This is a genomic window from Vibrio glycogenivorans (assembly GCF_051660965.1).
GTDB lineage: Bacteria > Pseudomonadota > Gammaproteobacteria > Enterobacterales > Vibrionaceae > Vibrio.
Map to the genome: position 1 here is coordinate 109,209 of NZ_JBPVIS010000009.1, position 19,817 is coordinate 129,025.

Genomic DNA, 19,817 nt, shown 5'->3' on the forward strand with positions numbered 1-19,817 from the left:
CAGATTACTGCACTGCGCCAAGAAAATGAAGGGTAAAAAGGAATAAATCCGCAATAAATATCCGGAAAAACCGAATAAATTACACAAAAAAGCTAAAAAAGAATAAAATGGCAACATAATAAATACAGAAAAATTACCAAGTCGATGTTTCTGTAACGCACGAAAACACTAATAATTTGCTCAATAAAAAGACGAATCGTCTGTGCTGTTTTATCTAAGGGTTAAAATTTCGATATAATGATCACACCTAATGCCATTTTTGTGAACTTGATCAATGTTTACCATCACTCCCATCGGGGTTATTGAGAGCCCCTATAAGGAAAAATTTGCCGTTCCTCGCCAGCCAAGACTGGTTCCTGCCGCAAGCGCACGGGTAAAACTGCAAGGTGAGGCTAACTGCCTAGAGGCGGTGCGTGGCCTTGATGCCTTCTCTCATGCCTGGCTACTGTTTCTGTTTGACCAAAACCTAGCAGCTGGCTGGAAACCCACCGTCAGACCCCCTCGCCTTGGCGGCAATGAGCGTATCGGTGTGTTTGCCTCGCGCTCAACCTTTCGCCCCAATGGCATTGGCATGTCTGCCGTCGAGGTCAATGGCATTACTCAGCAAGGCGATCAGATTTACCTTGAGCTCGGCAGCGTCGACCTGGTCGATGGCACACCTATCGTCGATATCAAGCCTTATATCCCCTACAGTGACGCTATCGAAGGCGCCCAGGGAGGCTATGCAGATGCGGAGCCACAAACTAAAGCGGTTGAGTTTAGCCCTATCGCGAGCCAGTTTCTTGAGCAGCGCCTTGATGGCGAGCAAGAAAAGCTGGTTATCGGCCAGGTATTGGCACAAGACCCAAGACCCGCCTATAAAAAGAGTAAGCCAGACAGTAAAGAATATGCGGTCAATTTGTACGATATGAACGTCAAATTCCAGGTGGCGGGCAACTTAGTCACGGTTAGCGCCATAGAAGACTTTAGACCAGACCAATAGACTGATATCATACACGGCTTAACTTTATTCCCTCCTTGTGAGGGGTCCATATAATATGATGAAACGGATACCATAGAATGCGTACCAGTAACTATCTTCTTTCTACTCTGAAGGAGACTCCAAACGACGCAGAAGTGATCAGCCACCAGCTGATGCTTCGTGCAGGTATGATCCGTAAGCTAGCTTCAGGTCTTTATACCTGGCTACCTACCGGTCTACGTGTGCTGCGTAAAGTCGAAAACATCGTTCGCCAAGAGATCGATAATGCAGGTGCAGTTGAGACTTTGATGCCCGTAGTGCAGCCGTTTGAGCTATGGGAAGAGACTGGCCGCAGCGAGAAAATGGGCGCCGAGCTACTGCGTTTTACTGACCGCCATGAGCGTCCGTTTGTTCTTAGCCCAACGGCAGAAGAAGTGATCACTAGCCTTGTGCGCAATGAAGTGAGCTCTTACAAGCAGTTGCCGCTAAACCTTTACCAGATCCAGACCAAGTTCCGTGATGAGCGTCGTCCGCGTTTTGGCGTGATGCGCGCACGTGAATTCTCGATGATGGATGCGTACAGCTTCGATATCGATAAAGAGGGTCTAAAAGCCTCTTACGAAGCGATGCACACCGCTTACTGTAAAGCCTTTGATCGCATGGGTCTCGACTACCGCCCGGTATTGGCAGACACTGGCGCGATCGGCGGCAGCGGCTCGCACGAGTTCCACGTACTGGCTGAAAGCGGCGAAGACTTGATTGCCTTCTCTTCTGAGTCAGACTACGCGGCGAACATCGAAAAAGCAGAAGCACTGGCACCAGCGGCAGAAGCGTCAGCGCCAACACAAGAGATGACTCTGGTTGATACGCCAAATGCCAAGACCATCGCTGAACTGGTTGAGCAGTTTGACCTGCCAATCGAAAAGACGGTTAAGACACTGTTTGTTAAAGCGTCTGAAGAAGTTGATGCCGACATCATCGCCCTGATCATCCGTGGCGACCACGAACTTAATGAAGTTAAAGCAGAAAACCTCGCACAGGTCGCTTCTCCTCTTGAGATGGCGACAGAAGAAGAGATCCGCGCACTGATCGGCGCAGGTCCAGGCTCACTTGGCCCAGTCGGCCTAGAGCTACCATTTATCGTAGACCGCACCGTGGCAGTAATGAGCGACTTTGGCGCCGGCGCTAACGTTGATGACAAGCACTATTTTGGCATTAACTGGGGTCGTGACGCAGAGCTTGGTCAAATCGAAGACCTACGTAACGTGGTTGAAGGTGACCCAAGCCCATGTGGTCAAGGCACTATCTCACTTAAGCGTGGTATCGAAGTTGGCCATATCTTCCAGCTGGGTACTAACTACTCAGAGAAGATGAACTGTGGCGTACTTGGCCCTGATGGCAAGAACGTGATCCTAGAGATGGGCTGTTACGGTATCGGTGTATCGCGCGTCGTCGCCGCGGCTATCGAGCAAAACAACGACAAGCACGGCATCATCTGGCCAGACGCAATCGCGCCATTCCAGGTTGCGATCGTGCCAATGAACATGCATAAGTCTGAAGAAGTGAAAGCGGCTGCTGAAAAGCTGTACGCTGAACTGACCGCGATGGGCATCGAGGTTCTGTTTGATGACCGTAAAGAGCGCCCAGGCGTGATGTTCTCTGATATGGAGCTGGTTGGCGTGCCTCACACTATCGTGATTGGCGATCGCAGTATGAAAGAAGGCAACTTCGAGTACAAGAACCGCCGCTCGGGTGAGAAAACAGCAGTGGCGATGGCAGACATCGTTGAGCATGTGAAAGCACAACTAAGCTAATTATCAAAGCTTGCTTGATATCAAAGGGTTGACCATCAGTGTCAGCCCTTTTTTGTATTTGCAAACCCCGATGTGTATATTGGTCGGCAGTTAAAAATACGGTCGATTAGACCTTCAAGAAGGAAACATCATGCAAGTTTACGGTTGTTGTGAATTAGTTCGCGAGCTTTACGCTCAGATTGGCAGTGGCGATCAAGCCTACATCCCACAGGCGATAACCTGTGCAGTAAAAGCGCTGAATGAGATTGCGGCCGATGAGTCTCTACCCAAAGAAGCGCGCGAAAAAGCCGCCTTTGCCGCAGCCAACCTACTGATCTCGGACTTCGAGGATAAGTAATGAACCTGGCTAACTTCGAGAGCATGGATCCCATTATGCTCATGAGTATCGCTAACATGAAACTGCGCGATGACTTTGGCGGTGATCTAGATAAGCTCGTGGCGTTCTTCGAGATAGATAAGGCGGCACTGGAAGCCAAGCTAGCAAAAGCTGGGTTTGAGTTTTTGCCTGACGCGGGCCAATTTAGATAAATAAAGGGGCGAGGCGCGAGGACGGGCGTTGCCCTACGGGATTCGAGGAGTTTCGTGCTCTTTGCACATTTCTTGCTCCTCGAAACGAAGTGTCCTCGCTCCTCGCCACCTTTTTTGTTTATCGATACATCATCATTAACAACGGAATATATTCCGTGACCAGATAGCCACCGATACCCGCAAAAGCGGCGCCAGCATAGTTAAGATACTCTCTAAAGCCTTGCTTGCTCTCTGCTAATTTACCCAGCAGCACGCCCCCTAGATGGATCAGAGCGGTTCCGACTAAAAAGCCAGAGATAAACGCCTCGGGATTTCCCAGTCTTGGTATTTCAGATCCATGTGCGTAACCGTGGAAGACGCCAAAAAAACACGTTCCCAGTGCGCCAATGATCACCGCAGGTTTATAACTGGTGAAAATTGCGATACCTAAGATCAGTACCGACATTGCAATCGCAAAATCAATCAGAATTAACCTAACGCCCCCCATCGCAAATGCCGCGCCACATACCATCGCCAGCATAAAACAGCCAGGTAAACTCCAGATATACTTACCGCCAAGGCGGGCACTGATGATCCCAACTGAGAGCATCGCCATAAAGTGGTCGACGCCTATCACAGGGTGCATAATGCCATCAAAAAAACCCGCATCCATCACTCGGATATGCGCGTGTGCTGGGCTTGAGACCAGCAGAATAAACAGGGCTAATAACTTCATCTTAATTTGGCTGCCTAACGACTAGGCAGCCATCTCCACTACTTTGGTACTTTTCACTTACTTTTGCTGCTGATAGATAGCTTCAATCTCGTCAGGGCTAAGGGCTCGATCCCAGACCTGAGCATCACTCATGTAGCCTTGGAAGTAGCGTTCGATATTGCCATCACTGTCAGACCAAGCAGAAGCAAGATTGAACACATTGCCATTGGTCGTCACATCCCACTTTAGCTCGGCACCCTTCTCATCCTCGGCAATAAGCTCGCCGTTAAGGTATAGACGTACCATACGGTTGTCGTACGTCGTAACTAGGTGAGACCAAACGCCAGTTTCAGCGAAGTCTTCGGTGGCACGTAGGTAGGTAAAGCCTTCGTGTTCGCCTGTTTCAGCACGCTCAGCGGCGATACCGGTCGCCCACATGGTTCGCTGACGTGTACCCAAGCAGAAGCCACTCTTAGTGCGCTGACCGTTACCCATGTAACAGCCCCAGTCACCGATTGTGTTTGGTTTTAACCACAACGAGAAGGTGATCTGGTCATTGCCTAACCAATCATTTGGTGACTCTGATTCCTCATCTGTTGGGAAGTAGGTGATCTTAGTTTCGCCATCAAAGCCGGTATGCAAAACGCGTCCACGCTCTTGATCATCTACAATCTCAAACTCACCGCTAATCACAGGCTCCGCCTCGACGACACTAGACTGTGCTGCCAATAACTCGTCATCAAGAGAGATACTAATGGTTGGTCCAAAGTCCTGCGCAACCATTTCACTGTTGTGTACCTCGATAGTCTCAGGTGCTGACCAGCCAGACCAGCGCTGCATCTCATCACGATAGCGACCCATCACACAGAACTCTCCGTTTGGCAGTTCATAGTCGATGTAGAAGTCGTGGTCTATACCAATAAAGAGTTTGCTGATGTCGTGGTCTTTATTTCGGTCAATACCAAACCAGTCTTCATCCGCTTCTGCGCCAAAGATATTCTCAATATCGTGCTTGACGTTGAGTTCAGCGGTATGAACCTCACACTGGGTGGTATAAGGGTTAAGTTTACCGATGACAAACTCGGTACTAAACATCTCAGCGCCCACCATGCTATGGTAATCCGACAAAGAAATCTCAAGTGTATCGCTACTCATATCCAGTGACGTTGATGATAGATTGATCGATGGCGTATCTGGCCCAATACCCTCTTTGTTCAATCTAAACTCATCCAGTAGGAATGGCTCATCCGATGGGTTCACTACGTTACCAGTTGACCATGTTTGGATGATCACCTCATCGGTCGCCAAGTCAATATCGACCAATTGGAAGTTATGCACTTGTTGAGTACGCGATACATCTGGATAGTCATTCACGGCACTGTGATTAACCAAAGCCTCGTAGTCGGATGGATCATCTGCACGCTTAGTCCAGTACTCATCAAACGACGCACCACCACTGATCAAGTGATAACCACTGTGGTCACGGAACGTGCCGCGAGCATAGTTGTGGGTATGAGCACCAATGTACATGGCAAACTTATCCGACTTATTCAGCTCCGCCGTATAGACGCGCTCAACCAACTCTTCCTCATCACCTTGACCGAGCTCTGAGCGCAGTGGGTGGTGACCAACGGCAAAGATCCAGTCGATAGAGTCATCCTGATCGGCTGTCTCGACTAACTCCTTAACCCATTGACCTTGGCGCACCATCTCATCACCGGTCATGTTGCTCAGCTTCACCTCGGTATTGAGCATCACAAACAACACTCGCCCTTTCTTAAATGCATAGTATTCTTCAAGGTGCTGCGGTAGCGGCTGAATACCTTGGTAATCAAGGTGGTCATACTTGAAATGGGCAAAGTACAGCGATGCGTTCGGGTCTTGGTAATACTCATGGTTGCCGAGAGCTGTGTAAAAAGGCAATTCACCCGATAAGTACTTCATCTTACCAAAGTGGGTATCTTGATAGTCTTGCAGGGTGCTGCGGTCAACCTGGTCGCCATTGTTTAGCACCATGCTAGCCGCATGCACGCCCTCTTGTGGGTATTGGGTTTCAAGTACGTGGCGCGCACCCTTAACCAAGCGATCGATACGGTCATCTTCAGCATATTGGTGGTCACCAATGACGACAAAACGGAAATTGCCTTGTTTATGCTCATCAGGGGCGGCAACAAAGCTGAACTCTTCCGATGCCGTGTTATCGGTGATCACGCGGTAGTAGTATTTTTTGCCGGCTTTTAAACCGCCAAGCGTGGCCATATGGTAATGATACTGGTAGCCCAGACGCTGTGACTCGCCGAAGACCTCATCCGTGTAGTGGCCTGGCTCGCTACCCAGTAACACTTTTGATTCACTGCCGACGTCGGTACGCCAACTCACGACGATACTGTCGTCCTGCGCTGACATCAGGTAAGGATCATTGATCAGCAGGTAATCAGCCGGGTTGAATGGAATACCACTCGACTTGTCATCAGAGCTTGAATTACATCCTGTCAAAGCCAGCGCCAGGGTCACACCGACCGCGAGTCTCTTTAGGTTAAAAGCTTGCATTTTCTCTCCAAAAAATAACGGTTATTCATTCTGATATATACCAGATTGGATAACCTTATTTTTTGCAGTTGGCGAGAATATGACAGTCATGAACTGTTCGCATAATATTCATTTAGATCAATAAAAACTGACACTTACCATTCATATTCTGGTGTACCAGTCTCGCATTAAGCCTAACTTTCGATGCCCGATGTCTACCCGGTGACCGTAGAGCAACCCTTGCTATTAATTAGCGCGCTCACCTAAGTAAAACCGTGCCTACCTATGATTAGTCGGCTTTTTCTTTTGAACTAGACCACGATAGCGCCGAGTAGTCATAAGCAACATCAATAACAAAGCTATTGTGCTTAATGAGCCCCCTGAGTTGGCTGAGTTACTTGGCATCGAAACTCCGACCCCTGTATAGGATCGCGTAAAGGGATCGATCGAATAGTTTGGGTTGCTAGAGGGTAAGCCACGAGTAGTATGCTGCTCGATAAAGCTCGAATACATCGAGATATCGGTATAGCCCCCAGGAGGCGTTGCATTGCAGGCCTGGACCCCGAAACTCACCAACCCAAGCAAGCGCAGGCCAAAGCCATCGTTAGCGTCTTGGTGATTTTTCCATATCAAGGGACCACCGGAGTCACCATTACAGCTATCACGAATCAGGGAGGGATCCGGCATAGTCGCGCAAATAACCTTGGGTAATTCGGACTGCCATTGATTCTGGCAAATATCTAAAGGCACGCCGGTCAGCGCCGTTTGCAAGAGGTGGATAGAACCCGAGTAAAAGTCTTGGCCGCGAGTCAGCCCCCAGCCTGAGACGATAAGATTCTCTTCACTTTTTCCTCCGGGCACATAGGCTAAGTCAAACTCGTTTAATGCGGCGCGGCGCTCCTTGGCCGAGGCCAACTTTATCGCTAGCGCAGCCGGCTCCTGGTTAAGCTCCAACACGGCGATATCATGCTCTAATGTCCAGTAGTCGTAGTCTGGATGAATAGCGACATTAGCTTTAGACACATAAATCGGCGCGATAGAGGGCTCAATAGCGCTATCGATAGGAAGAAAATCGCGCAAGTCGTTACTGCCAGCAAAGACGCTGATCGCCTGCCCTTGGCTGCTGTAATCGGATTTCACCCCATCAACACAGTGAGCTGCCGTCAAGGCATAGCGATTACCAATATACACGGCACCGCACTGATACACCCCACCGTCCATTTTCTCTACAGTGAGGAACAACTGCCATGGCAGTTCACCCGCCAGACTGGGTATACCACCGACAATCCTTGGCTCAATCGAAACCGGGGTGGCGATCGCTCCCCCGATAGTGCTGATTAAAATCAGACAAACAAGAAATAAAGACTTCATTACTATTTCCATATACGTCAAACATCCAGTGGTGATTAATCTTTAATCACATTGTGTATTATGCTTGATACTAGGTGAGGACACAAAGACGTTTACTTCTTAATCAATTGAAATAACGAAAATTTTATCTCTATTGAGTACAAGGCCAATGAAGCAGGCAGAGATTGCTGGGGGTATTTTGTATAAAAAAGACTTGGTGGCTTCTGTAAGCTCGATCAGGCGCAGCAAAAAGATAAAGGGGCAACGTCAAAGAGGGTCTGTTAACGGATTAGTGCCCCAATCGTAGGTATTATTACGCGAGAGAATTATGAGCGCGAAGCGGCGAAGGTTTCCAACTCACTGAGCGTGGTCTGTGAAATCAGTTCGCCGTCAAGATAGTAGCTGACACGCTCACCATCTTTGATACCAGTGAGTGTTGCGCTGCCTCCGTCACTATAGCTGATGTCCATTTGCACCGTGTTTTCATCCACTTTGATCATCTCGCCTTGCTCAATCGTGCGGGTATTGGTCACTGGTGGGAGCGGTGCGCTGTGCAGTGAAGGGTCAATTTGATCGTTTACTTCGATATAGGTGTCTGTCTTGGTATCAAAGATGTGCGGAGAGCCATTGATCGGGTTTTTCCCGGTCCAGAACTCAAGCGAGTTAACCACGATGTAGTCCGCCGCAAGCGCCACACCATACACAGGTGCCAGCAGCATATTTAGGCCACCGCGAGCATAACGGTTATCCACCGCCTTAACATTCAGCTCCATAACCATGCCAGTAATCGCATTGCTACCAACACAACCCGACAACGCAAGCCCACAACTTGCCAATACCGCTAACTTGGTGAGTTTGGTGTTCACTTTAGATTCTCCCTTGATAAAAATCGGCGCGATCATAATCAAGTCTGGGGTGGGGACTGTTAGCTTTCTGTCAATATAGGGGGGCGAGGCGCGAGGACGGGCACAGCCCTACGGGGTTCGAGGTTCAAGGTTCGAGGTTCGAGGTTCGAGGTTCGAGGTTCGAGGTTCGAGGTTCGAGGTTCGAGGTTCGAGGTTCGAGGTTCGAGGTTGATTGGAAACTGAGATGGTTTCAAAGTCAAAAATAAATATTCAAAACAATGGACAAAGACCGCAGCCAATATCTAGAGGCGATACAGAGCCAGTGAAACTCCTCGCTCCTCGGAACGAAGTGTAACCCGCTCCTCGCCCCTAAAAAAACGCCAGTCTTTTAGACTGGCGTTTTTAAAATTAACCGATGTTCTTACGAGCATTCTGGAACATGCGCATCCACGCGCCGTTCTCGCCCCATGAATCCGGTGCCCAAGAGTTTGCTACCGTGCGGAAGACACGCTCTGGGTGTGGCATCATGATGGTTACGCGGCCATCTTGAGTCGTTAGACCTGTGATTGCGTTTGGCGAGCCATTCGGGTTGTTCGGGTACTGCTGCGTTGGGTTACCGTGGTTATCCACGTAACGTACCGCTACCGTGCCTGATGCTTCGATCGCTGCTAGGTGGTCAGCATCGCGAACTTCAACACGGCCTTCACCGTGTGATACCGCGATTGGCATACGTGAGCCTGCCATGCCGTCGAAGAATACCGAATCCGACTTCTGTACTTCAACTAGGCTAAAGCGCGCTTCAAAACGCTCAGATTCGTTGCGAACAAAGCGTGGCCACAGGTCAGCGCCTGGGATCAGCTCTTTCAGGTTCGATAACATCTGACAGCCGTTACACACACCTAGAGAGAAGGTGTTGTCGCGGTTGAAGAAGCCTTGGAACTGGTCGCGTGCTTGTGCGTTGAACAGGATAGACTTCGCCCAACCTTCACCCGCACCAAGAACGTCACCGTAAGAGAAGCCGCCACAAGCCACTAGGCCTTGGTACTCATCCAGTACAGCTTGACCAGTTAGGATATCACTCATGTGGATATCAGTGGCTTCAAAGCCAGCACGGTCAAACGCCGCTGCCATTTCAACGTGCGAGTTAACGCCTTGCTCACGCAAGATAGCCATCTTCGGCTTAGCACCCTTAGCGATGTAAGGAGCCGCTACGTCTTCGTTGATATCAAAGCTTAGGTTTACGTTCAGACCTGGGTCTGTATTGTCTTTCTTCGCTTCGAATTCTTGGTCAGCACACGCTGGGTTGTCACGCAGACCTTGCATCTTGTGCGTAGTCTCAGCCCAGATAGTACGTAGCTCAGTGCGAGAGCGCTCTAGTAGCACTGCATCACCTGAGGTGATTACGAAGTCGTCTGACGCTTCAACACTACCGATAACGTGTGAACATGCTGCTAGACCATTTGCTGCAAGCACGGCTTTCACTGCGTCTAGGTCATCGTTCTTAACCTGAACTACCGCACCTAGCTCTTCGTTGAATAGCGCTGCTAGTGTATCGTCGCCAAGCTGTGCGATGTCCGCTTTAACGCCACAGTGACCAGCAAATGCCATCTCAGCAAGAGTAACGAATAGACCGCCATCACCCTTATCGTGGTAAGCCACTAGTTTGTCATCGCGTACCAGTGTCTGCATCGCATCGAAGAAGCCTTTTAGCTGCTCAGCGTTATCAACGTCTGCTGGCTTGTCACCAAGCTGCTTGTAAACCTGTGCAAGCGCCGTTGCGCCCAGACGGTTCTTACCGTTACCTAGGTCAACAAGTACTAGCGAAGAGTCGCCTTTGTCGGTACGCAATTGAGGCGTTACCGTCTTACGTACATCTTCAACACGGCCAAATGCTGTGATAACCAGTGACAGTGGAGAAGTTACTTCTTTGCTTTCACCGTTGTCTTCCCACTTGGTCTTCATCGACATTGAGTCTTTACCAACTGGGATAGTCAGGCCTAGTGCTGGACATAGCTCTTCACCCACCGCTTTAACCGCTTCGTAAAGACCTGCGTCTTCACCTGGGTGACCGGCTGGAGACATCCAGTTAGCCGACAGCTTGATGCGCTTGATATCGCCGATATCCGTCGCTGCGATGTTAGTTAGAGACTCACCAACCGCTAGACGCGCTGATGCGCCGAAGTCTAGAAGAGCAACCGGAGTACGCTCACCCATCGACATCGCTTCGCCGTGGTAAGAGTCGTAGCTTGCTGCCGTTACTGCGCAGTTCGCTACTGGTACCTGCCATGGGCCAACCATTTGGTCACGTGCCACTAGACCCGTTACTGTACGGTCACCGATAGTGATTAGGAAGGTCTTCTCAGCCACTGTCGGTAGACGAAGAACGCGGTCAGCGGCTTCGTTGACTTCAATGCCGTCACGTGTGATAGCTGGGCTATCTACTTTTAGCGTCTTAGCATCACGGTGCATCTTCGGCGTTTTACCAAGCAGGATATCCATTGGCATATCGATTGGCGTGTTGTCGAAGTGAGAATCTTCTAGCGTTAGGTGACGCTCTTCAGTTGCGACACCAACGACTGCGTATGGTGCGCGCTCACGCTTACAGATCGCATCGAATACGTCCATATTCTCAGGCGCAACAGCCATTACGTAACGCTCTTGCGATTCGTTACACCAGATCTCAAGCGGGCTCATGCTCAGCTCGTCGTTTGGTACGTCACGTAGCTGGAACAAACCGCCACGCTCGCCGTCATCACACAGCTCTGGAAGTGCGTTCGAGATACCGCCCGCGCCCACATCATGGATAAAGGCAATTGGGTTTGCATCACCTAGCTGCCAACAACGGTCGATCACTTCCTGACAGCGACGCTCCATCTCTGGGTTTTCACGCTGTACTGAAGCAAAATCTAGGTCTTCTGCCGACTGACCAGACGCCATTGAAGACGCAGCGCCGCCGCCCAGACCGATGTTCATCGCAGGGCCACCTAGCACGATAAGTTTCGCGCCAACTGGGATCTCTTTCTTCTGTACGTGCTCGTCACGGATGTTACCCATACCGCCGGCAATCATGATTGGCTTGTGGTAGCCGCGCACTTCTTCACCCGCGTGAGAAGTCACCTTCTCTTCGTAGGTACGGAAGTAACCAAGTAGGTTTGGACGACCAAATTCGTTGTTGAACGCCGCGCCGCCCAGTGGGCCTTCTAGCATGATGTCTAGGGCGTTAACGATACGACCTGGCTTACCGAAATCTGTTTCCCAAGGCTGCTCAAAACCTGGGATACGCAGGTTTGACGTAGTGAAGCCAACAAGACCCGCTTTTGGCTTACCACCAATACCGGTTGCGCCTTCATCACGGATTTCACCACCAGAACCTGTCGAAGCACCCGGCCATGGAGAGATAGCAGTTGGGTGGTTGTGCGTCTCAACCTTCATCAGGATGTGCGCATCTTCGTTGTGGTAGTTGTACTGGCGAGTCTCTGGATCTGGGAAGAAGCGACCCACTTTAGAACCCGTCATCACCGCCGCGTTATCTTTGTAAGCTGATAGCACGTGGTCTGGCGTGGTTTCGAAGGTGTTCTTGATCATCTTGAACAGAGACTTGTCTTGCTCTACACCATCGATGGTCCAGTCAGCGTTGAAAATTTTGTGGCGACAGTGCTCTGAGTTTGCCTGAGCAAACATCATTAGCTCGATGTCGTTCGGGTTGCGACCCAGCTTAGTGAAGTTCTCAACTAGGTAGTCGATCTCATCTTCAGCAAGGGCAAGACCAAGAGAAACGTTTGCTTCTTCTAGCGCCGCGCGACCGCCAGTTAGGATATCTACGTGAGCGACAGGTGCAGGCTCTGCAACAGTAAATAGCGCTGCTGCTTGCTCAAATTCCGTGAATACCGCTTCCATCATGCGATCGTGGATCAAAGCTTTCACTGCCTGAACTTGCTCGTCAGATAGTGCTGCTGATGTCTCAACGTAGTAAGCCGTGCCGCGCTCTAGACGTTTTACTTTGTCTAGGCCACAGTTGTTAGCGATATCAGTCGATTTTGATGACCAAGGCGAGATAGTGCCTGGACGAGGCGTCACTAGAAGTAGAAGACCTTCTGGCGCGTGCTCTTCGATCGTCGGACCGTAAGTCAGCAGCTTCTCAAGCTTCTCAATCTCTTGAGCGTCAAGATCCGCTGTTAGGTCTGCAAAGTGCATAAACTCGGCGTAAATACCTGTTACAGGTAGGCCTTGTTCACGACAAAGTTCCAAAAGTTTGTTTACTCGAAACTCAGAAAGAGCTGGGGAACCACGCAAAATTCTCATGTGCTTAGGTCTCTTATGCAATGTATTAAGATAAAATTAGCCTAAATTCAATAACTTACCATCGCAAGCTTTGAACTTATGTCAATGTCATCTCCCTTTTGCGGGCGCATTATAAAGGATTTAGATTTGTGATGTAACACCCAAAGCAACCGTTTGCGTCATTTTTTTTCATTTCGCTGCGCTTGGTCATTTTTGGGCGTTTATTTGCTCCCCGCTGCAAAGGCTTTGCTCCCCCTGTAATAGCTGTTATACACTCTTGCTAAACACTGTCCCTAAGTGAGCTCAAGGTGCAGACCTCCAAGTTTGCTTGGGTATATAAATCCTGTTTGACGTTGGTTGTATGCTTAATAAAACTCAAGTTTTTCTCGCCACTCTGCTGTCGAGCTTATTGGTTATCACTGGTTGTCAGTATGACTCCACTCCACGCAGTGAGCTGCAAGAGATCAAAGATCGCGGCGTGCTAAGGGTGGGCACGGTCAACAACCAACTCTCCTATTACATTGGCCCAGAGGGACCGGCAGGACTCGATTATGAGCTAGCGCGCCAGTTTGCCAAGGAGCTTGGTGTACGCCTTGAAATGCGCCCGGCGTATCGAATGTCGAACCTCTACCCAGCCCTGCAAAAGGGTGAGATTGATATCATCGCCGGGGGACTGACCCAATCAAGCAGCCAACATACCCCCTTTCGAGCCGGTCCTGCCTACTACTATGTCAGCCAACAGTTGGTGTACAAAACGGGCACCTGGCGTCCGCGTAATCTTGATCAGTTGGTGGAGCGATTACCTCAGCTGCTTGCTGATAGCGATATCGAAAACACCCTAAGCATCGCCGATAACAGTGACTTCGCCCGTACCTTTAGCAGCATCAAACAGCTTAATCCCAGTTTTCAATACGCGATGGCAGAAGATACTGATGTCAGCCAACTGTTGCAGGGGGTATCGGCGGGTAAACTGCAATTTACCGTCGCAGATTCAGTTGAGCTTTCTCTATCGCAGCGCATTTATCCAGAGCTAGCGATTGCGTTTGAGTTGACCGAGGATCAACCCGTGTCATGGCTGCTGAGACGCTCGGATGATGAGAGTCTGTACGCGCTATTGATTGAGTTCTTTGGCTACAGCAAACAAAGTGGTTATCTTGATAAACTCGAAGAGAAGTACATTGGCCATATTGGCAGCTTCGATTATGTCGATACTCGCGCGTTTATCCGTGCTTTGGATAATACCTTGCCCAAATACGCGCCACTGTTTCAGCAATACGCTAACGAATTTGATTGGCGCCTGCTCGCGGCACTGGCTTATCAGGAGTCACACTGGAAACCTCACGCTAAGTCACCGACCGGTGTACGCGGCATGATGATGCTGACCTTGCCGACCGCTAAGAGCGTTGGGGTGACCAATCGACTCGACCCTGAGCAATCCATTCGTGGTGGTGCTGAGTACCTGCGCCGCATGGTCAACCGTATTCCAGACTCGATTGCTGAGCATGAGAAGATTTGGTTTGCCCTAGCCTCCTACAATGTCGGCTACGGGCATATGATGGACGCTAGACGCCTAACTCGCGCTCAAGGGGGCAACCAAAACGCTTGGGCGGATGTCAAAGAGCGACTGCCACTGCTGAGACAGAAGAAATACTATAGCCAAACTCGCTATGGCTATGCTCGTGGCGACGAAGCGCAGCAATACGTGGAAAACATTCGCCGCTACTACCAGAGCATCATCGGTCATGTGGAGAAACACCCGGAGCTTGAGGGTGATGGCAACCAAGAGTTTGTCGTGATTGAGCCTGTGATCTCAGCCATTCATCGCGAAGTCTCTGAGCCGATTGATAGCCTAGAAAGCCGGAACCTAGAAAATCAGGATTCAGAGGTTGTAACAACGGACGAGCTCAATTCAGCACGATCAACTGCTCAAAACTAGTAATGCCTTAAAAATCGCTAGCAATCCACTAGCGATTTTCCTTGAGTTATTACACTAAAGCCCTAATATAGGGGTTTGTCGTTATTTTACGACTATTGAGTTTGGAGGTTAGTATGCTTAGAAGAAGACGACTATCTCAGCGCCTCAATAAAACAGTTTCCGCCAACCGTCGCAAGCGTGTGCTTGCTGCCAACAAAAAGAAACTGATCAGACGCAATAACACCTTCGTGCAAGTCTTGTCACGCTAAGGTTTTGCGCCAGATAGCATCGCGCTAGGTAGCCAAAAGACGTTGCTCGGGATAAAAATCACACTCGGGCAACCATCCTCCCCTTTATTCCTCTTGATCCCTTTTTGCCTGTTTCAAGGCTTTAATCTCTTTGCGGCGACGCTTGAAAAATGCCTGTAGCTGCGCACGACATTCATCAGCAAGTAACCCACCTTGGACTTCGGCGTAATGAAAAGCCGCATCACTACTGAACAAGTTAAGTACGGTTCCCGCCGCACCGGCTTTGAGATCGCTGGCACCAAATACCACTCGCTTGACGCGACTGTGCAAAAGCGCCCCAGCACACATTGGGCATGGCTCTAATGTGACGTATAAGGTGGTATCCAATAACCGGTAGTTCTCGAGCACCTTCCCCGCTTGACGCAGAGTCTGGATCTCCGCATGCGCCGTCGCATCATGGTCGATAATCGAGCGGTTATAACCTTGAGCGACAATCTCACCATCTTTGACCAGTACAGCACCCACGGGCACCTCGCCCTGCTCCTCAGCGCGAGCTGCAAGCATCATGGCATGGCGCATAAAGTGTTCGTCTTGCTCACTAAACACGTTATCTATCGGCTCCATTGTTGACCTTTACCCTGATAATACAATCGCGACATCATACCGCCCTCTTGTTCATATCCATAGCGTTAACATAGGCTCTCACACTCTGTTGGTCAGCTTGCCAGCGAATCACAGCCCCTGAACTATACTTGCGATCAGATGAGCCCACGACAGCAAGGATAGAAAATGACTGAACAGTTTATCAAATCTCGCGCCGCCGTTGCTTGGGGTCCCAAGCAGCCACTTAAGATGGAAGAGGTCGATGTGATGTTACCGAAAGCTGGCGAGGTGTTGGTTCGCATCGTCGCGACTGGCGTCTGTCATACCGATGCGTTTACCCTGTCTGGTGAAGACCCTGAAGGTATTTTCCCCTCTATTCTCGGCCATGAAGGCGGTGGGATCGTAGAGCAGATTGGTGAGGGGGTTACCAGCGTGGCGGTTGGCGATCATGTGATCCCGCTTTACACCGCCGAGTGCGGCAAATGCAAATTCTGCACCTCGGGTAAAACCAATTTGTGTCAGGCCGTGCGCGAGACTCAAGGTAAGGGGCTGATGCCCGATGGTACGACTCGTTTCTATATCAACGGCGAGCCAATCTATCACTACATGGGCTGCTCGACCTTCTCGGAATACACTGTTCTGCCAGAGATTTCTCTGGCTAAGGTCAACGAGCAAGCCCCGCTAGAAGAGGTGTGTCTACTTGGGTGTGGCGTGACCACAGGTATGGGCGCGGTGCTTAACACTGCCAAGGTCGAAAGTGGCGATACGGTGGCAATCTTTGGTCTTGGTGGTATTGGCTTATCGGCGATTATCGGCGCGCGAATGGCCGGGGCAAGCCGGATTATTGGCGTGGATATCAATGAGAGTAAGTTTGAGCTTGCCAAGCAGCTCGGCGCTACCGATACCATCAATCCACAAAAATTCGACAAGCCGATCCAAGAGGTGATCATCGAGATGACCGATGGCGGCGTCGACTACTCCTTTGAGTGCATTGGTAACGTCAATGTCATGCGCCAAGCGCTAGAGTGCTGCCATAAGGGCTGGGGTGAGTCGGTGATCATCGGGGTTGCTGGCGCGGGACAAGAGATCTCTACCCGCCCCTTCCAGTTAGTCACAGGACGCGTGTGGCGTGGCAGTGCCTTTGGTGGGGTCAAGGGTCGCAGTGAATTGCCAGAGATTGTCGAGCGCTACATGGCCGGGGAATTTGGCCTGCAAGAGTTTATTACCCACACCATGCCGCTTGAAGAGATCAACCAAGCCTTTGCCTTGATGCACAAAGGGGAAAGTATTCGCAGCGTGATCCACTACTAACTCTTCCGTTACTGGTAATGGGTCCGTTACTGGTAATGGGTCCGTTACTGGTAATGGGTCCGCTACTTAGAAAAGCCAAGCAAGGACTGACTTGCTTGGCTCTACTTCCTCTCTTTAGTCGCGATCGACCGGCGGTGGGCAGCCCTCCCCCTCGACGCACAGGCCGTCCGACTTGAAGTGAGTGTACATTTCAACTACCTGATTCCAAGCGCTCCCGCCCAGGGATGATTGAATGTAGTGTTCAACGTCAGCGCGAATCGTGTCGGCAATAAAAGCCGCAGCAAACATGCCCTGGTCGAGGCCGATGATCTTATTGGCGATATTCCCCTCGCTATCGACGGCATCAAACCAGCCAGCGAAGCTGACAATGTCAGGGTGAGCTTGCTCGATCTCTTTCAAGCGTTGCACGGCATCCCGCTCATTAATCATCGCGTAGAGTGCGCTCGCGTGCGGAGTACCGACCATCTCCTGGTCACTGTTCTCATTACGGAAATAGTTTTCACTCATCGCCTCAACGCCATATTCATCATAGCGACTATCTATCGTTGACGATGAAGACAAGAAAGGAATCGTGTGCGGCTCAGTAAACTCAATCTGTACCGTGGCCATCGCATGAAACAGCTCAGGCTCGGCGACTAGACGCATTTCATCAAACCACACCTGGGGCAACATCCCTTGGAAATAGGTACCATTCCAGGTCAGCATTGGATGAATCGTTTCACCCTGCTTAGTTTGATATTCGGCGCTAAACGCCGACATAGTGGTAAACACCTCCATCGGGATTGGCGTCTCGGACTTGATGGTCAAAATATGCGCCCATAGCGGTGCCAATCGACTCTCGTTAGCCTTGCGGTCAACCCAGTAGCTGGCTAACCCTGGCTCGCCGCTGTCGGTTTCGTGTCGCCATGCCGCCTTGAGTAAGTTACGGGTATTGTTTGGTTGGTCATACAGCGCAACCCAAGCCTCTGCGGTGTCTCTGACCAACTTGTCAGCACGCTTAGCGAGATCCGCTAGTCGCGGGTCAGGGTGTTGCCAGTACGCGCCAGCAACCGCCGCAAGCGATGAAGTCAAATTCGCACCATCAACAGCAGATGCGATAGCCTTGTCTTGGTTAATCGAGAGGTTACCATCGGCATCAATTGGGTACATCCAGTAGAACAGCCCCTTCCATTTAGGCGCTTGCTCGATTTTGCTCATCACATCCAATAGGCGCAAGCGCGCTTGAATAGAGCCGGCTCGTTCCATTTCGGTCAACACATTGAGGTACAATCCAAGCGTGGTACTGTTGACCACACGGCGCTGGAAGATCACCTCATCGTTCTCAACTCGGATGAAGTCAAAAGGCAATAGCGCATCGGTATCGACCCCCACACCATCTTGAAAATACTGCAGATTCACGTGGAGTTGCTTTTCAAAACCGTAAGGGTATCTGTCTTGACGAAACTCAATCTCTGTTATTGGTCCATCAATTGGGGTTTCAATCCCTGGGTAGTCAGTATCCGGCTGACTGACTGAGTTTGAGGAATTACAACCTAACATCCCTAATCCCATGATTACTACTAAAGACCACCTTTTTAACACACCCACCACTCCCATAAAACGAACCGATTGCTGACCTGTGAACACCGCGAGCAAATTAACTGACACGGATTATTTGCCATGCAGCATCAAATTACCGTGACCAAAATCGAAACGTTTCAATTGCAGTGTTAGTTTTATCAATTCATGTGTAAAAACTTGAACTTGGTTTGCTTATGAGGGGGGCACGCCCTATAAAGAAGAGAGGAATGACTCGACCTATAATGATCAGGATCACAACATGCCACTGACTAGATTAAGCCAGGCCAAGGTATTTGACGGCTGGCATCAGCAATATAGCCATACATCAAACGTAGTAAACTGCGAGATGCGCTTTGCGATCTTCTTGCCACCTCAAGCGAGTAAGGCAACGCCTGTCCCTGTCGTCTACTGGCTCTCTGGCCTCACCTGCACCGATGAAAATTTTATGCACAAAGCCGGCGCCTTTCGCCGCGCTGCTGAGCTCGGGCTGGCGATCGTCGCCCCAGACACCAGTCCACGCGGTGACGATGTCCCGGACGATCCTAATGGTGAGTACGATTTTGGTCATGGCGCTGGGTTTTATCTTAATGCCACCCAAGCACCGTGGTCGGCTCACTATCAGATGTACAGCTATATCGTTGATGAGTTGCCTGCTCTAATCGAAGCCCACTTCCCAGTGACCACGGATCGTGCTATCTCGGGCCACAGTATGGGTGGGCATGGTGCCCTAACCATAGGTCTTCGTAATCCAGATAAGTTCTGCTCCATCTCCGCATTTAGCCCCATCGTCAATCCCTCGACTTGCCCTTGGGGGCAAAAGGCTTTTCAGCACTACTTAGGCACGGATCAAGCGCAGTGGAAACAGTACGATAGCGTTGAACTACTCCAAACGCAGCAGAGTATCAATCCGATACTAATCGACCAAGGTGAGGAAGACCCATTTCTCGAGCAACAGTTACAACCAAATAAATTACTCGCTGTTGCCGAGCAGACGGGCCATGTTTTTGAGCTCAGAATGCAGCCCGGCTACGACCATAGCTACTTTTTTATCCAGACCTTTATTGACGATCACTTAACCTTTCATGCTACCCACCTGTTTACTATCAGTGATGACTAGCCAGTCGCCGGTCGCCCTTCGCCGGACGCCCCGCCCAGAATGCAAAAAGCCCGTCACTAGG

General features: G+C 50.3%; 15 protein-coding genes. 8 read left to right on the forward strand and 7 right to left on the reverse strand.

All coding sequences use genetic code 11. From position 1 onward, the window contains the following. The first annotated feature begins 274 nt into the window (after positions 1-274). The 4 genes from tsaA to ACSTTG_RS17470 all read left to right on the forward strand — a co-directional run bounded on the left by tsaA (position 275) and on the right by ACSTTG_RS17470 (position 3,303). Complete coding sequence (gene tsaA, locus ACSTTG_RS17455) at positions 275-982, forward strand: tRNA (N6-threonylcarbamoyladenosine(37)-N6)-methyltransferase TrmO (RefSeq protein WP_438460316.1); 708 nt, start codon at positions 275-277, stop codon at positions 980-982. 77 nt (positions 983-1,059) lie between these two features. Beyond that, on the forward strand, positions 1,060-2,775 hold the full coding sequence (locus ACSTTG_RS17460) for a proline--tRNA ligase (protein ID WP_438475700.1): 1,716 nt from the start codon (positions 1,060-1,062) through the stop codon (positions 2,773-2,775). 130 nt (positions 2,776-2,905) lie between these two features. Further along, positions 2,906-3,112 (forward strand): YaeP family protein, encoded by a 207-nt coding sequence (locus ACSTTG_RS17465; protein WP_438460314.1) that lies wholly within the window; start codon positions 2,906-2,908, stop codon positions 3,110-3,112. Then, complete coding sequence (locus tag ACSTTG_RS17470) at positions 3,112-3,303, forward strand: DUF4250 family protein (RefSeq protein ID WP_438475701.1); 192 nt, start codon at positions 3,112-3,114, stop codon at positions 3,301-3,303. Before ACSTTG_RS17465 ends, ACSTTG_RS17470 begins: the two co-directional genes overlap by 1 nt. Positions 3,304-3,421: 118 nt before the next feature. On the opposite strand, the gene ACSTTG_RS17475 is transcribed toward ACSTTG_RS17470, so the two are convergent. From ACSTTG_RS17475 to purL, 5 genes are all read right to left on the reverse strand, one after another. Then, positions 3,422-4,018 carry a HupE/UreJ family protein gene (locus tag ACSTTG_RS17475; RefSeq protein ID WP_438460311.1) on the reverse strand — a complete coding sequence of 199 codons (597 nt, stop codon included), beginning with the start codon at positions 4,016-4,018 and terminating at the stop codon, positions 3,422-3,424. Between the two features lie 57 nt (positions 4,019-4,075). After that, entirely contained in the window at positions 4,076-6,547 is a 2,472-nt protein-coding gene (locus ACSTTG_RS17480) for a LamG-like jellyroll fold domain-containing protein (RefSeq protein WP_438475702.1), read from the reverse strand. A gap of 258 nt (positions 6,548-6,805) precedes the next feature. Then, positions 6,806-7,897, reverse strand: coding sequence for a S1 family peptidase (locus ACSTTG_RS17485; RefSeq protein WP_438475703.1), 1,092 nt, complete (start codon positions 7,895-7,897; stop codon positions 6,806-6,808). Positions 7,898-8,202: 305 nt separating this feature from the next. After that, positions 8,203-8,742 (reverse strand): DUF3332 domain-containing protein, encoded by a 540-nt coding sequence (locus ACSTTG_RS17490; RefSeq protein ID WP_438475704.1) that lies wholly within the window; start codon positions 8,740-8,742, stop codon positions 8,203-8,205. A gap of 387 nt (positions 8,743-9,129) precedes the next feature. After that, entirely contained in the window at positions 9,130-13,023 is a 3,894-nt protein-coding gene (gene purL / locus ACSTTG_RS17495) for a phosphoribosylformylglycinamidine synthase (protein ID WP_438475705.1), read from the reverse strand. 340 nt (positions 13,024-13,363) lie between these two features. Between purL and mltF the strand changes: the two genes are divergently transcribed. Beyond that, positions 13,364-14,938 (forward strand): membrane-bound lytic murein transglycosylase MltF, encoded by a 1,575-nt coding sequence (mltF, locus tag ACSTTG_RS17500; RefSeq protein ID WP_438475706.1) that lies wholly within the window; start codon positions 13,364-13,366, stop codon positions 14,936-14,938. A 113-nt stretch (positions 14,939-15,051) separates the two neighbouring features. After that, positions 15,052-15,186, forward strand: coding sequence for a hypothetical protein (locus ACSTTG_RS17505; protein WP_438460305.1), 135 nt, complete (start codon positions 15,052-15,054; stop codon positions 15,184-15,186). An 84-nt stretch (positions 15,187-15,270) separates the two neighbouring features. Here the strand turns inward: ACSTTG_RS17505 and tadA are convergent, their stop codons facing one another. Continuing rightward, the gene (gene tadA / locus ACSTTG_RS17510; protein WP_438475707.1) at positions 15,271-15,789 is read right to left on the reverse strand and encodes a tRNA adenosine(34) deaminase TadA; all 519 of its coding nucleotides are present in this window, start codon (positions 15,787-15,789) and stop codon (positions 15,271-15,273) included. A gap of 165 nt (positions 15,790-15,954) precedes the next feature. On the opposite strand from tadA, the gene ACSTTG_RS17515 reads away from it, so the two are divergent. Then, the gene (locus ACSTTG_RS17515) at positions 15,955-17,079 is read left to right on the forward strand and encodes an S-(hydroxymethyl)glutathione dehydrogenase/class III alcohol dehydrogenase (protein WP_438460303.1); all 1,125 of its coding nucleotides are present in this window, start codon (positions 15,955-15,957) and stop codon (positions 17,077-17,079) included. Positions 17,080-17,193: 114 nt separating this feature from the next. Here the strand turns inward: ACSTTG_RS17515 and ACSTTG_RS17520 are convergent, their stop codons facing one another. Beyond that, positions 17,194-18,618: a hypothetical protein gene (locus tag ACSTTG_RS17520; protein ID WP_438475708.1), complete on the reverse strand. Its 1,425-nt coding sequence runs from the start codon at positions 18,616-18,618 to the stop codon at positions 17,194-17,196. Positions 18,619-18,898: 280 nt separating this feature from the next. On the opposite strand from ACSTTG_RS17520, the gene fghA reads away from it, so the two are divergent. Continuing rightward, positions 18,899-19,756 carry an S-formylglutathione hydrolase gene (gene fghA, locus ACSTTG_RS17525; RefSeq protein ID WP_438460301.1) on the forward strand — a complete coding sequence of 286 codons (858 nt, stop codon included), beginning with the start codon at positions 18,899-18,901 and terminating at the stop codon, positions 19,754-19,756. The last annotated feature ends 61 nt before the right edge of the window (positions 19,757-19,817 follow it).

Coding starts and splice junctions, on each gene's coding strand:
- ACSTTG_RS17480 (WP_438475702.1), bottom strand. CDS start 6,547: ATGCAAGCTTTTAACCTAAAGAGACTCGCGGTCGGTGTGACCCTGGCG.
- tsaA (WP_438460316.1), top strand. CDS start 275: ATGTTTACCATCACTCCCATCGGGGTTATTGAGAGCCCCTATAAGGAA.
- ACSTTG_RS17460 (WP_438475700.1), top strand. CDS start 1,060: ATGCGTACCAGTAACTATCTTCTTTCTACTCTGAAGGAGACTCCAAAC.
- ACSTTG_RS17485 (WP_438475703.1), bottom strand. CDS start 7,897: ATGAAGTCTTTATTTCTTGTTTGTCTGATTTTAATCAGCACTATCGGG.
- ACSTTG_RS17505 (WP_438460305.1), top strand. CDS start 15,052: ATGCTTAGAAGAAGACGACTATCTCAGCGCCTCAATAAAACAGTTTCC.
- ACSTTG_RS17470 (WP_438475701.1), top strand. CDS start 3,112: ATGAACCTGGCTAACTTCGAGAGCATGGATCCCATTATGCTCATGAGT.
- tadA (WP_438475707.1), bottom strand. CDS start 15,789: ATGGAGCCGATAGATAACGTGTTTAGTGAGCAAGACGAACACTTTATG.
- fghA (WP_438460301.1), top strand. CDS start 18,899: ATGCCACTGACTAGATTAAGCCAGGCCAAGGTATTTGACGGCTGGCAT.
- purL (WP_438475705.1), bottom strand. CDS start 13,023: ATGAGAATTTTGCGTGGTTCCCCAGCTCTTTCTGAGTTTCGAGTAAAC.
- ACSTTG_RS17515 (WP_438460303.1), top strand. CDS start 15,955: ATGACTGAACAGTTTATCAAATCTCGCGCCGCCGTTGCTTGGGGTCCC.
- ACSTTG_RS17520 (WP_438475708.1), bottom strand. CDS start 18,618: ATGTTAGGTTGTAATTCCTCAAACTCAGTCAGTCAGCCGGATACTGAC.
- ACSTTG_RS17465 (WP_438460314.1), top strand. CDS start 2,906: ATGCAAGTTTACGGTTGTTGTGAATTAGTTCGCGAGCTTTACGCTCAG.
- ACSTTG_RS17475 (WP_438460311.1), bottom strand. CDS start 4,018: ATGAAGTTATTAGCCCTGTTTATTCTGCTGGTCTCAAGCCCAGCACAC.
- mltF (WP_438475706.1), top strand. CDS start 13,364: ATGCTTAATAAAACTCAAGTTTTTCTCGCCACTCTGCTGTCGAGCTTA.